The organism is Gemmatimonas sp. (assembly GCF_027531815.1).
GTDB lineage: Bacteria > Gemmatimonadota > Gemmatimonadetes > Gemmatimonadales > Gemmatimonadaceae > Gemmatimonas.
Map to the genome: position 1 here is coordinate 518,332 of NZ_JAPZSK010000002.1, position 13,702 is coordinate 532,033.

The following is a 13,702-nucleotide window of genomic DNA, read 5'->3' on the forward strand; positions in this document are numbered from 1 at the left end:
CTTGGGTGCAACTTGGGGCCCCGGCGATCCTGCGACCAGCCCACGCACCCGTCTCGCTCCCCCTCCGATGCGATCGATCGCCCTGCGTTCCGTCACGCCTGCTGCAGCGCGTGTCACCCTCGTGCCGCTCGTGGCGGCGTTCGTGCTGACCGGTGCGCCTGCTGCGCTCGCCGCGCAGCCCGCCAATCCGTTCACCGCCGTCAGCCGCTGGACGCCGCCGCCACTGCCGGCCGGGAAGAAGCCCATCACGCAGGACACGTACGACGAATGGCGCACGATCTCCGGCGCCAGTATCTCGAACGACGGCAAATGGGTGGCATATACGGTGAGCCCCGTGGTCGGTGAGGGGACCCTGGTTGTACGCGCCACCACCGGCTCCACCGAATATGCCAAGGTCGGTCGTGGTTTCACCGGGCGCCCGCAGCTGCAGCCGTCGGCCGACTCGGCCGCCCAGTTCAGCGCGGCGCCGGCGCAGTTCAGCGCCGACTCGCGCTTCGTGGTGTTCACCATCTATCCGTCGCGCGCTGACGTGGAACGGGCCCGCGCCCGCCGCGGGACACCGCAGCCGCGCAGTAGCATGGGTATCCTGAGCGTCGCCGACGGCAGTGTGCGACTCGTGCTCAACGTGCGCTCGTTCCGCCTCGCCCGGAACGGCGGCAAGTATCTCGCCTACCTGCTCGAAGACACCACGGCGGCTGCCCGTCCGGCGGGAGCGCCGGGGCAGAACGGCGCGCCTGCGCCCGTCGGCCCGCGTCGCGAATACGGCGCCACCCTCGTGCTGCGCGACCTTGCCGCCGGTACCGACACGCGCATCGAGGGCGTCACCAACTACACCTTTGACGAGAACGAGCAGTGGCTGGGCTACACCGTCACCACGCGTGACGGCGCCAACAACGGCGCCTTCGTGCGCCAGCTCAGCACCGGCGCCGTAACCACGCTCATCGCCGGGAGCGCCACGTATCGCGGCTTCACCTTCGATCGCGCCGGCAAGCAGGTCGCCTTCGTGTCCGACGTGAACGACTCCACCCCGCGGCCGCGCTTCGGCGTGTACCACGCGGCGCTGCAGCCCGCGAAGGGCAAGCCCGTGGCGGCGCGTCGGCTGGTGGCGCCGACGGAAGCGCCTGATGGCCTGCTCATCGCCGAGCGCGGGCAGGTCGCGTTCACGCGCGAGGGCAACGCGCTCATCTTCGCGTTCGGGAACGTCCCCGCCGACTCCATCCCCGCCGATTCGCTCGCCGACAAGGCCATCTACGACCTGTGGCACTGGAAGGACGCGGCCATCATGCCGCAGCAGAAGGTCACGGCCAACCGCGACCGCAATCGCACGTACACGGCATTGTACACGCTCGCCGCCAACAAGTGGACGCCGCTCGCCAACGACTCGCTGCGCGTGAGCATCAGCGACAACGGCCGCACCGTGCTCGCACTCAACAGTCTCGAGTACGCCATCCCCCAGTTTTGGGGAGAGGGGGCAACCGACGCCTATCTCGTCGACCCGATCACCGGCGCGCGCACGCTCGTGGCGAGACAGCTCGATGGACAGGTGCAGCTGTCGCCGGGCGCCGGCTATGTGACCTGGTTCGAGAAGGGGCAGTGGGTGGCGTATGCCACCGCGACCGGTAAGAGGGTCGTGCTCACCGACAAGCTGCCGGTGAAGTTCCAGGACGAGGAGTTCGACTCGCCTGATGTCCCGCCCCCGTACGGCATTGCCGGCTGGACGGCGGGTGACAAGCGGGTGCTGCTGTACGATCGCTTCGATGTGTGGGAGGTCGATCCCACCGGCGTGGTGGCGGCGCGCAATCTCACCGATGGCGAGGGCCGTCGGGCCGGCGTCACCTTCCGGGTCATCGATCTCGACCGCGAAGATCCGTTCCTCGACACGCGCACGCCGTTGCTGTTGCGCGCCGTGGATACCCTCACCAAGGCGAGCGGCTTCTGGCGCGATCAGATCGGCGCGGACACCCGTCCCGAGCGGATCATCATGGCCGACCGCAATTTCGGCGGCCTGCAGAAGGCACGGAACGCGGAGCAGTACCTCCTCACCCAGAGCACCTATCGCGAGTTCCCCGACCTGTGGACGGGGAGCAGCATCGCCGCCACCACGAAGATCTCCAATGCCAATCCGCAAGACGCTGAGTATCCGCGCGGCTCGGTGGAACTCGTGTCGTGGCTGAACAGTGACGGGGTGCCGTTGCGCGGCCTGGTGTACAAGCCGGAGAATTTCGACGCCAGCCGGCAGTACCCCATGGTGGTGTACTTCTACGAGAAGCTCACCGACGGGCTGCACAACTACCAGGCACCCAGCGGCCGCAACACCGTGAATCCGCTGGTCTACAACGCGCTGGGCTACGTGGTGTTCATGCCCGACATCGTCTACACCGACGGTCAGCCGGGGCCGAGCGCGGCCAAGTCCATCCTCCCCGGGGTTCAGGCGCTCATCCAGAAGGGGTACGTGGACCCCAAGCGCATCGGCATCACCGGGCAGTCGTGGGGAGGCTACCAGTCGGCCTATCTCATTACGGTCACCAACATGTTCGCCGCGGCCGTGCCCAATGCGACCGTGGTGAACATGACGAGTGCCTACGGCGGCATCCGGTGGCAGAGCGGGCTCGCGCGCACGTTCCAGTACGAGCACACGCAGAGCCGCATCGGCGGGTCGCTCTGGCAGTATCCCGAGCGCTTCGTGGAGAACTCGCCGCTGTTCCGACTGGATCGGGTCACCACGCCGGTCCTCTTCATGGCCAACGACAACGACGGCGCGGTGCCCTGGTACCAGGGCATCGAGTTCTACGTGGCCATGCGGCGCCTGCAGAAGGAGGCGTACATGGTCGTCTACAACGGTGACGAGCACAACCCGACCAAGCGCGCCAACCAGAAGGACATCGACCAGAAGATGCAGGAATTCTTCGCGGTGAAACTCCAGGGGGCGGAGGCGCCGTTGTGGATGCAGCGCGGTATCCCGTTCCTGGAGAAGGGGCGGGATCAGGTGAAGATGACCACTCAACCCGCTCGCGCGGCGTCCCCCGCGGGCGGCTCAGGAGGCAAGTGATGGCGGACGAGATCGATTACCAGATCATCGGCGACGACCTGCAGGCCGTGATCGTGACGCTCGACCCCGGCGAAGCGGTCTTCGCCGAGGCGGGCGCCATGATGTTCATGCGTGAGGGCATCACCATGGCCACCACGCTCGACCCCAACGCCAAGTCGGGGTCGCTCTTCGACAAGCTGATCGGCGCGGGGAAGCGCGTTCTCTCTGGCGACTCGTTCTTCGTCACCCTGTTCGGCAACAGCGGCGCCCGGCGGGCCGACGTGGCCTTTGCGGCTCCGTACCCGGGGCGCATCGTGCCGCTCAACCTGCGCGACTGGGGGGGCACGGTCATGGCGCAGAAGGACAGCTTCTTGTGTGCGGCGCGTGGCATCGACATCTCCGTCGCCTTCACCCGGAAAATCGGCGCCGGCTTCTTCGGCGGCGAAGGGTTCATCCTGCAGAAGCTGCAGGGCGATGGGCTCGCATTCCTGCACGCCTCCGGTACGCTGCATGCCATCGATCTCGCGCCCGGCGAAAAACTGCGGGTCGACACCGGCTGTCTGGTGGCCTTCCAGCCCACGGTGGATTACGACATTCAGACGGTGCCCGGCATCAAGACGGCACTGTTCGGTGGCGAAGGACTTTTCTTCGTCCAGCTTACCGGACCGGGGCGTGTCATCCTGCAGACGCTCCCGTTCTCCCGTCTGGCCGACCGCATCATCGCGTCGGCTCCCTCCGCCGGCGGTCGGCGCGTGGGCGAAGGGTCGGTCCTTGGCGGGCTCGGCGGACTGCTCGACGGCGACAACTGACCGGTCACCCGACCGGTTTTCCACGTCACAATCCTGGCGGTTCGTGCCGGTGGCTCCCTCCACCGGCACGAACCGTCTAGCTTTCCGCCCCTATGGCAACGCGAATCCAGCCCGACGCCGTCCAGGCGCCCGTTATCCCGTGGTCCATCGATGCCGCCCGCGCCCTCTACAATGTGGAAGGGTGGGGCGCGGGATACTTCGACATCAACGACCGGGGACACGTCATCGTGCGCCCCGATCCGCTGCGGCCGCATCTCACGCTCGATCTGCGTGACCTGGCGGCCGACCTCGAGGGACAGGGCATTCAGCTGCCGGTGCTGCTGCGCTTCTCCGACATCCTGCGTTCGCGCATCGAGACGCTTTCCGAGCGCTTCGCGACCGCCATCAAGGAGTTCGAGTACACCGGCGGGTACACCACGGTGTACCCGATCAAGGTCAATCAGCAGCGCCATGTGGTCGAGGAAATCGTGCAGTTCGGCAAGACGCACGGCGTGGGGCTCGAATGCGGCTCCAAGCCCGAACTGCAGGCCGTGCTCGGTCTGTCGGAGACCACCGAGCACCTCATCGTCTGCAATGGCTACAAGGATCACGAGTTCATGCGGCTGGCCCTCATGGGGCAGAAGCTCGGCCACCAGGTGTTCATCGTGCTCGAGCAGGTCAGCGAGCTCGACGTGCTGCTGGAAGTGGCGGAAGAACTCAATGTGAAGCCCACCTGCGGTGTGCGCATCAAGCTGGCCAGCGAGGGGGCCGGTCGCTGGGCGCAGAGCGGCGGCGAGAAGAGCAAGTTCGGCCTCAGCTCGGCCGAGCTCATCAAGCTCATCGACAAGCTGCAGTCGGCCGGACGCCTCGACATCCTCAAGCTCATTCACTTTCATCTCGGCAGTCAGATCACCGACATTCGCTTCATCAAGTCGGGTTTGGCGGAGGTGGCGCGTTTCTACTTGGAGCTGCGTGCGTTGGGCGTCGACATCACGCATGTCGACGTGGGAGGCGGGCTGGGCATCGACTACGACGGCACCAACTCCACCAACAACGCGAGCGTCAATTACACGTTGCAGGAGTACGCCAACGACGTGATCTACACGATCGCCGAGGCGTGCCGTGAGGCGGAGTTGCCCATGCCGCACATCATCAGCGAATCGGGGCGGGCGCTCACCGCCCACCACGCGCTGCTCCTGCTCAAGGTCATCGACGTGGAATCGCAGGCCGAACAGCCGGTGCCGGCGCTCGACGACGAAGACTTCTCGCTGCTGCACGAGATGCACGAGGACTGGCGCACGCTCATCGAACGCGAGCCGAAGCCGCGCAAGGTGCTCGAGGTGTTCCACGATGCCTCCTTCGACAAGGAGCGCGCGCGGCAGTACTTCAATTCAGGGGTGCTCAACCTGCGCGGGCTGGCCAAGGCCGAGGTGCTGTGGCTGGCGACCATGAATGCCATCTATCGCATCGCGAAGGCCAACCCCGACACGTACGAGGACATCCTCCCCGAACTCGAGTCGGCGCTCGTCGATCGCTACTTCTGCAACTTCTCGCTGTTCCAGTCGCTCCCCGACAGCTGGGCCATCGATCAGCTCTTTCCGATCATGCCCATCCATCGCCTCACCGAGGAGCCGGCGCGCCGCGGTACGCTGCAGGACGTCACCTGCGACTCCGATGGCAAGATCGACCGGTTCGTGGGCGACAAGAACGGCCGTCCCAGCCTCGAGCTGCACGAGTTCCGCGATGGGGAAGACTACATGCTGGGCATCTTCCTCACGGGCGCCTATCAGGAAATCCTCGGCGACTTGCACAACCTGTTCGGTGACACCAACGCCGTGCATGTGCGCATGACCGATCATGGCAGCTACGAGATCACCGACATGGTCGAGGGGGATACCGTGACCGAGGTGCTCAACTACGTGCAGTTCGGCGCGTCGCAACTCCTCGCCACGTTCCGCCGTAAGGTGAATTCGTCCAGGGGCCTGTCGCGCGACGAGATGAACGCGTTCATCGCCGACTTCGTGGCGGGTCTCGAAGGGTACACCTACCTCGAAGGAGAAGCGGCACGATGAACAACGAGACCCCGGCGACCGTGCAGCAGAGCAGTGCGTGGGAAGATCTGCTGGAAGTGCTCTGGGCACCGTCCACGGTGTTCGAACGTACGCGAACGCGCGGGGTCGGCATCTATCTGCTGTTGCTGACCGGGGTCTTTGTGGTGCTCGTGCTGGCCACGAAGAGCCTGCTGCAGCCGTATGTGGATGCGAACTACGACCTGCAGGTCATCAAGATGGCCGAGCAGGGCCAGAAGATGCCGGCCGAGGCGGTCGAGCAGGGGCGCACGTTCAGCGGCTACTTCCTGCTGTTCAGCTGGTCGCTCACGGCCATCTTCTCCGGGCTGCTCGGTGGTCTGGTCACCTGGCTGGGGGCCAAGGTGGTCGGGGCCGCACTGCCGCTCGGACGCGCGGTGTTCATTGCCACGCTGGCCAGTGTGCCGCGGGTGCTCAGTCTGCTCGCCACCGCCGCGCAGGGGGCACTGGTTGATGCCAGTGCGGTCACGTCACTGTTCTCCGCGTCACTCGGGCCGGCGCGCTTCGTGGATCCCGTGAAGACCAACGCGGGGTTGATGGGTGTGCTGTCCAGCCTCGATCTCTTCACGCTGTGGAACGTGCTCATCACAGCGGTGGGCGTCAGTGTGTTCGCTCGCGTGTCCCGGGGGGCGGGGTGGATGGCATCGCTCGTGGCGCTGGGCATCACGCTGCTCTTCACGCTGATCCCCGCCGTGCTGGCCTGAGCGCTGGGGGGCGGCGCCGGGGGACGTACGGTACCGGACGGGACAACGGCAGCGCCGGGCGGTACGTTGTAGTTCCGGTTTCCCCTCCGTCTGCCCCTCTCGCTGCATCCGATGCAATTCGACGCCAAGCTGCTACTGCTGATCGGCCTCGGTCTCGTGGCCGTCTATCACGTTGTCTCGCTCGTGCGAGGACTCCCCAAGCTCGGGTCCCTCAAGCCAACCGCTGGGCTCCTGCTTGGCGGCGTCGCCACGAACTTCTTCGATACGCTGGGCATCGGGTCGTTTGCCACCAGCACGACGATCTATCGGGCCACGAAGTGGGTGAAGGACGCCCTCATTCCCGGGACGCTCAACGCCGGGCATACGATGGCGACGCTGACACAGGCGTTCATCTACACCCAGGTCGTCGAAGTCGAAGCCGTTACCCTCATTGGCATGATCGTGGCCGCGGTGGTCGGGTCGTGGGTTGGCGCTGGCCTCGTGGCCAAGTGGCCCACGCAGCGCATTCAGCTCGGCATGGGGTTGTGCCTCGGCGCCGCCGCCCTGCTGACCATGGCGCAGGCCGCCGGTGCGCTCCCCGGTGGTGGGGAAGCCATTGGCCTCACCGGCGTCAAGCTCGGGCTGGCCCTCTTCGGCAACTTCGCACTGGGCGTCCTCATGACCATCGGCATCGGGCTGTATGGCCCCTGCCTGCTGCTCGTCAGCGTATTGGGCATGAATCCGGCCGCCGGCTTCCCCATCATGATGGGGAGCTGCGCCTTCCTCATGCCCTTCGCCAGCGACCGCTTCATTCGCCTCGGCAAGGTGGATCCGCGGGCCGTCATGGCCAACATCATCGGTGGCGTGCCCGCCGTGCTGGTGGCGGCCTACATCGTCAAGTCGCTCCCGCTGACCGCGCTGCGCTGGCTCGTGGCCATCGTGGTGGCGTATACCGCCGTCACGCTCATCATGTCGGCGCGGCGGAAGCCGGATCAGGCGGAGTTGGCGTAACGATCGGTTGCACTGACGATTGGAAACGACGAACCAGGAACTACGAACCAGGAACTGCAAACTCCCCCGGAAATCACGCGATCTCCGAGGGAGTTTGCAGTTTGAAGTGGTCGTGCTCAGTCCTCAGTGCCGGTCGCCTCTGGCGACCTCCTTACTTCCCGTACCGCTTCGCCACTTCCGCCCAGTTCACCACGTTCCAGAAGGCACCGAGGTAATCGGCGCGGCGGTTCTGGTACTTGAGGTAGTAGGCGTGCTCCCACACATCCACGCCCAGGATGGCGTGCTTGCCTTCCATGAGCGGATTGTCCTGATTGGGGGTGCTCATGATCGACAGTGCGCCATTGGTGGACACGAGCCACGCCCAGCCCGAACCGAAGCGACCCATGCCGGCGGCCTGGAACTGCTCCTTGAACGTCGCAAACGAACCGAAGGCTGCCGTGATCGCCTCGGCCAGCGCGCCAGTGGGCTCGCCGCCGGCGTTCGGCGCCATCAGCTGCCAGAAGAGCGAGTGGTTCCAGTGTCCGCCGCCATTGTTCCGCACGGCGGTGCGCACCGCTTCCGGTACGTCATTGATCTTCCGGCACAGGTCATCGAGCGACCACGACGCGAGTTCCGGCGCCTTCTCGATGGCGGCGTTGAGGTTGGTGACGTAGGCCTGATGATGCTTGCCATGATGGATGTTCATCGTCTGGGCATCAACGTGCGGCTCGAGCGCCTCGGGGGCGTACGGCAGCGGCGGCAGGGTATGGGGCATGGGTGTGTCTCCGGGTGTTGAGGAACGAGGGGAACGTCAGGCCGACGCGGCCTTGCTCTTGCGCTCTTTCAGCCAGGCAATGATGCCCGGCAGAATGGAAAGGAATACCACCAGCAGGATGATCTTCTCCACGTGCTTGGCCACGCCCGGCACCGTCTTCGCCAGCACGTAGCCGGTCAGCAGCATGCTCCAGATCCAGAGCAGTCCGCCCACGACGTTGTAGGTCACGAACGACCGGTAGTTCATGCGTCCCACGCCAGCCACCACCGGGGCGAACGTTCGCACGATGGGCATGAAGCGTGCGATGATGATGGTCTTGCCACCGTGCTTCTCGTAGAACGCCTGCGCCTTCAGCAGATGATCCTTGTGGAAGAACAGCGAGTCCTCGCGCGTGAAGATGCGCGGGCCGGTGGCCTTTCCCACGCCGTAGCCCACCGTGTCCCCCACAATGGCGGCGATCGTCAGGATGATCCCCAGCAACCACACGTTGAGCCCGAAGTCGGGATTGGCCGCGAGCAGCCCGGCCGTCACCAGCAGGGAATCACCAGGCAGGAAGAAGCCCACCAGCAGGCCGGTCTCGGCGAAGATGATGAGGGTGAGGCCGATGTAGCCGGCCCACTTCACGAGACCTTCGAGGTCGCGAAGCTGGTCGAAGAGTTGGGTAAGGAATTCCAATCGGGCAGTCCTGGGATCGGTGACGCGACGCCTGCACACGGGCAGACGCCGATGCACAAAGCTCGACGGGCTTGCCGTTGGGGTCAACCGCACGCGACCTTGAACGCGTGAACGCGTCACCCTCCGGTTCCGTCGAAACGCCGCCGCTGCAGGTGTGTGTCGTTGCCCATACCCACTGGGACCGCGAGTGGTACCATGTGGCGCCCCGCTTCCGGCAGCGTCTGGTCGCCCTCGTCGATGCCCTTCTTGCGGACTCGGCCGGCCCCTTCCTGCTCGACGGGCAGGCCATCACGCTGCGGGACTACCTGCGCGTCCGCCCGGAGGCCGAACCGGCGCTGCGCCACGCCCTCCGGACCCGTCGCATCGAGGCCGGCCCATGGTACGTGCTCGCCGACAATCTCATCCCGGGCGGGGAAGCGTTGGTGCGCAACCTGGAGGCTGGCGCGCGTGTCCTGCGCCATCTGGATGCCCTCCCGCCACGGGTGGCCTACTGCCCCGACAGCTTCGGGCACCCGGCAGCCATGCCCATGGTCGCCGCCGAGTTCGGGCTGCCGGTGGCGGTCGTCTGGCGCGGTGTGGGGGGGCGCACGCACCCCCGCACCGACCTGTTCCGCTGGCAGGCGCCGAACGGCAGCACCGTCCTGGCGCATCACCTGCCCCCCGACGGCTACGAATTCGGTAGCGCCCTCCCTGTGGCACACGAGGCGGCGACCCGGCGCTGGGCCGCGCTGGAAGCGCTCTGGCGTCAGCGCACGGAGGGCAAGGTCGCCCTGCTGCTCAACGGCGCCGACCACCACGCGGCACAACCGGATCTCGCGGAGGCGATCACCGCGCTGCAGCAGGCGGCCGGTCCACGTGCCCACGTCCATCGCACGACGCTCGACGAGTGGGCCGCTCGGCTGTCGGCGGCCGCGCTGCCGCCATTGCTTCCACCGTCGCTGCCAGTCGTGGGCGGCGAGCTGCGCGACTCGTACGGATATACCTGGACGCTTGCCGGCACCACCGGCACTCGCGCCCATCAGAAACGGCGCAACGCGCGCCTCGAGCGTGGCCTGCTGCGTGACGTGGAGCCGTGGCTCGCGTTGCTGCGGCTGCGTCAAGACCCGTTCGCGCATGCGCCCACCGGCGGCGCCCCGGACCCGGCGGCGCGGCTCACCATGGTGCAACTCCCGGCGCTGCTGCACTGCGCGTGGGAGGAACTGCTGGCCACGCACCCGCACGACACGTTGTGCGGCTGTTCGGTGGATACGGTGGCGCGCAGCATGGAGCTGCAGCAGGACCTCGTTGCCGAGCAGGGGCAGGGGTTGCGTGAGGCCGCCCTGCAGCAGCTGCTGGGGTACGATCCCGTGGCGGCCCGGCAGCACGTGGCCGACTTCGACTGGCGACGCGTCGTGCTGCGCAATCGGGCGCCGCGCAGCAGGGGAGGCATCGCCGAGGTTACGCTGTACGAAACGCTCGGCGACGAGCCGGTAGGGCCGGGAAGCGCCGAGGCCGCAGTGGCCAAGTCGCCGGGCGCAACCGCAGGCGCACGGCTCACGCCGCCGTCGCTCGTGCACCAGCGACTTGGTACGCACCGCATGCGCCTGCGGCGCGAGTCACCGCAGCACTATCCCGACAACGACCTCGTGCGCGCGCACCGCCTGCTGCTCTGGGTGCCGCCGGTACCGGCGCTCGGCATCGACGCCTGGGACGCCGCACGATGGACGGCGCCACCGGTCGAACCGCCCTGTCGCGTGACACGGGAGCAGGCGAACGGACGTACCGTGCTGCACAACGGGCGTCTGACGCTGGAACTGGATGAGGCCACGCGCGCAGTCACCCTGCGCCTGGACGACCGAACACTGCCGCAGCTGCTTGCCCTTGAGCTGCAGCACGATGCGGGCGACAGCTATACAGCCAGCCTTCGCGGTGCCGTGGAGCGGCTGCGCTGCACAAGCGCCCGCATGGTGGCCACGGGACCCTTGCGCGCCACGGTGCGGCTGCGCTGGAGCACGGCGTCCACGCGGCGGCGCCCCGGCCCCGACTCGCGCGTGGTGGTCGTGACCGACCTGGTGGTCGACGCCATGTCGCCGGTGGTGCAGTGTCACATTCGTGGTCGGTCGTGGCGCACCGACATGCGTCTGCAGTTGGTGTGGAACACCGACGTGACGGAGGGGCGCGTGTGGGCCGACGCCGCCTTCGGACCGGTGCGGCGCGACCCCATTATCGCCCCGGCGCATGCCCGGGAAGCCGTCCCCGACACGATGCCCATGCATCGCTGGGCCATGCAGGCGTCGCCGCTGTTCGGCGCCACCATGATCGCCGATGGATTGGCGGAAGCCGTCGTGCACGACCGTCGGCTCGCGCTCACGCTGGTGCGCGCCGTGGGTGCGCTGTCGCGCAACGATCTGCCGGAGCGTCCGGGGCACGCCGGGTGGCCGTGCGCCACACCCGAGGCGCAGTGCCTGGGGCCGTTCTCGGCGCGTACGGCGCTGTTGCTGCACGGCCCCATGAGCGATGATGTGCTGGCCCGCGTACGCGATGCCGGCGATGACGTGCTGCTTCCCCTCACCGGCGAGAGTTGGCGCGACCTGCCGCGCGCCATCCGGTGCCACGGCCCGGAAGTCGCCGGTGAAGCCTTCGAACTGTCGGCCTTCACCCTCTCCGCACAGGACAAGCACGCCGCCATACTCCGCGTGGTGAACAACACCCTGCGATCGGCATGGGGCACGCTGCGGTTCCCCGACGACGGACCGTGGGAAGTGACCCCCTGTCGCCTCGACGAAACGGCAGTCGGTCCGCCGTCGGTGGTGGCCGGCGCGTTCAGCTTCGAGGGAGCGCCGCGGGCGGTGCTGACGTTTCGGGTGAAGCGGTCGCACTAGCCCGCCTGTCCCCGTCGCGCACCCCCAGCCGTTCCCCGAGCATGGTGGCGCACACCACCGTGGCAATGAGCGCAATCCCCGGGCTGAGTGCAATCCACGGCGCCACAAGCAGCCACTCGCGTCCGCCGGCAATCATGTTCCCCCAGCTCGCCGTGGGGGGCTGCACGCCCAGCCCGAGAAACGAGAGGCCACTCTCGAGCAGGATGGCATTGCCCACCCCCAGCGTGGTGGCCACCAAAGCGCTCCCCAAGGCATTGGGCAGGACATGGCGCCGCAGCACTCGCCACGACGGTACCCCGAGCGCCGTGGCTCCCTCCACGTAGCCCAACACCCGCACGCCCTGGACGTCGGCCCGCACCAGCCGCATTACGGCCATCCAGCCGGTGAGGCCGAGCACCACCACCACCACGCGCAGCCCCGGTGACCACAGCGCCGCGATCACCAGCAGCAGCACCAGGCGCGGAATCGCCAGCAGGGCGTCGCCGAGTGCGACGATGACCCGGTCCACCCACCCGCCGCGCCATCCGGCCACCGCGCCCAGCGCAATACCCAGCAGCGCCGACAAGGCCGAGCCGGCCACCCCCACGAAGAGCGACACCCGCGCCCCCGTCCAGATGCGCACGGCCATGTCCCGGCCAAACGCGTCGGTGCCCAGCAGGTGCCACACGCCGCGCCCGTCGCGCGCGAGTGGTGGCGTGAGCCGCGTCCCCAGCACGTCGCCAATCTCACGGGCGTGCTCTCCGGCGATTACGGGCACGATGACCGCCGCCACACACATCAGTCCCAGCACGAAGCCGGGCCAGCCGGCCAGGGCGCGCAGACGCCGCCACCCCATGCCCGTCATGTGCGCCGCCTCGGATCGAGCCACCAGAGCAGCACATCCGCCAGCAGATTCGCCGCCACCACGGCGCCGGCGTAGATCACCGTGAGTCCCAGCACCACCGGGTAATCGCGGGCGCCAATGGCACCGATCATGGTGCGCCCCAGGCCTGGCCAGGCAAACACCTGCTCCACGAACACCGACCCCGCGATCACGCCAGGAAGCGTGAGCCCGAACAGCACGACGAGCGGCGTGAGGGCGGTCCGCAGGACATGACGCCACTCCACCCGGCGGCGGGAGAGACCGCGGGCGTAGGCACTGACCACATGTGGTGCCCTCTCCGCGTCGCGGAGGGTCTGCCGGGCATAGCGTGTCACCCCCGCAACGCCGGGCAGCGACAGCACCAGCAAGGGCAGCACCGCGTGTCGCAGCCGGTCACTCCACGGCGCCACCGCGCCGGCGGCCGGCGACTGCATACCAAAGGCCGGGAGACGCAGCCACTCGGGAAGCCCAAGGACCGCTACGCCACTGGTAAACAGTGCCACCAGCGCCAGGGCCAGCCAGAAACTCGGGGCAGCGAACAGCGTGACCGTGACTACCGATATCCAGCGGTCGCGGCGACGGCCTGCCCGCAGTGCCTGATACAGCCCCACCAGCGTGCCCAGCACGAAGCTCACCAGCAGCGACACGCCGCCGAGGAACAGCGAGACGGGCAGCGCCTCGGCAATGACGGCGCGCACGGGCATCGAGCGCACCAGACTGGTGCCGAGATCCCCCCGCAGCAGGCTGCCTGTCCATCGCGCATATTGCACGGGCAGCGGTGCGTCGAGCCCCATGGCCGTGCGCAGCTGCTGCGCTTCCGCCGCGGTGGCGGTTGGCGCGATCAGCAACGTCGCCGGATCACCCGGCGCCAGGTGCAACAGCGCGAAGGTGATGGTGGTAACGATCCAGAGCAGGACGGCCGCGTCGGTGACGCGCAGCAAGAGACGGCGCAC

General features: G+C 67.6%; 10 protein-coding genes. 6 read left to right on the forward strand and 4 right to left on the reverse strand.

Annotation, left to right across the window (positions count from 1 at the left end; all coding sequences use genetic code 11):
• Positions 1–67: 67 nt before the first annotated feature.
• The 5 genes from O9271_RS03380 to O9271_RS03400 all read left to right on the forward strand — a co-directional run bounded on the left by O9271_RS03380 (position 68) and on the right by O9271_RS03400 (position 7,597).
• Positions 68–3,049: a prolyl oligopeptidase family serine peptidase gene (locus tag O9271_RS03380; RefSeq protein WP_298266194.1), complete on the forward strand. Its 2,982-nt coding sequence runs from the start codon at positions 68–70 to the stop codon at positions 3,047–3,049.
• Positions 3,046–3,837, forward strand: a complete 792-nt coding sequence (locus O9271_RS03385; RefSeq protein ID WP_298266196.1) for a TIGR00266 family protein — start codon at positions 3,046–3,048, stop codon at positions 3,835–3,837. The genes O9271_RS03380 and O9271_RS03385 overlap by 4 nt, the downstream gene beginning before the upstream one ends.
• Positions 3,838–3,929: 92 nt before the next feature.
• A complete protein-coding gene (speA, locus tag O9271_RS03390) occupies positions 3,930–5,888 on the forward strand; it encodes a biosynthetic arginine decarboxylase (RefSeq protein WP_298266199.1) in 1,959 nt (652 codons plus the stop codon).
• On the forward strand, positions 5,885–6,607 hold the full coding sequence (locus O9271_RS03395) for a hypothetical protein (RefSeq protein ID WP_298266201.1): 723 nt from the start codon (positions 5,885–5,887) through the stop codon (positions 6,605–6,607). Before speA ends, O9271_RS03395 begins: the two co-directional genes overlap by 4 nt.
• A 111-nt stretch (positions 6,608–6,718) precedes the next feature.
• Positions 6,719–7,597 (forward strand): sulfite exporter TauE/SafE family protein, encoded by an 879-nt coding sequence (locus tag O9271_RS03400; protein WP_298266203.1) that lies wholly within the window; start codon positions 6,719–6,721, stop codon positions 7,595–7,597.
• A 151-nt stretch (positions 7,598–7,748) separates the two neighbouring features.
• On the opposite strand, the gene O9271_RS03405 is transcribed toward O9271_RS03400, so the two are convergent.
• Together O9271_RS03405 and O9271_RS03410 are read right to left on the reverse strand one after the other, a co-directional pair.
• Entirely contained in the window at positions 7,749–8,351 is a 603-nt protein-coding gene (locus O9271_RS03405; RefSeq protein WP_298266204.1) for a superoxide dismutase, read from the reverse strand.
• 36 nt (positions 8,352–8,387) lie between these two features.
• On the reverse strand, positions 8,388–9,026 hold the full coding sequence (locus tag O9271_RS03410; RefSeq protein WP_298266206.1) for a VTT domain-containing protein: 639 nt from the start codon (positions 9,024–9,026) through the stop codon (positions 8,388–8,390).
• 107 nt (positions 9,027–9,133) lie between these two features.
• On the opposite strand from O9271_RS03410, the gene O9271_RS03415 reads away from it, so the two are divergent.
• Complete coding sequence (locus O9271_RS03415) at positions 9,134–11,887, forward strand: hypothetical protein (protein ID WP_298266208.1); 2,754 nt, start codon at positions 9,134–9,136, stop codon at positions 11,885–11,887.
• Here O9271_RS03415 and O9271_RS03420 read toward each other — a convergent pair.
• Both O9271_RS03420 and O9271_RS03425 read right to left on the reverse strand, forming a co-directional pair.
• Complete coding sequence (locus tag O9271_RS03420; RefSeq protein ID WP_298266210.1) at positions 11,829–12,755, reverse strand: ABC transporter permease; 927 nt, start codon at positions 12,753–12,755, stop codon at positions 11,829–11,831. The genes O9271_RS03415 and O9271_RS03420 overlap by 59 nt on opposite strands.
• Complete coding sequence (locus O9271_RS03425) at positions 12,728–13,702, reverse strand: ABC transporter permease (RefSeq protein ID WP_298266211.1); 975 nt, start codon at positions 13,700–13,702, stop codon at positions 12,728–12,730. The genes O9271_RS03420 and O9271_RS03425 overlap by 28 nt, the downstream gene beginning before the upstream one ends.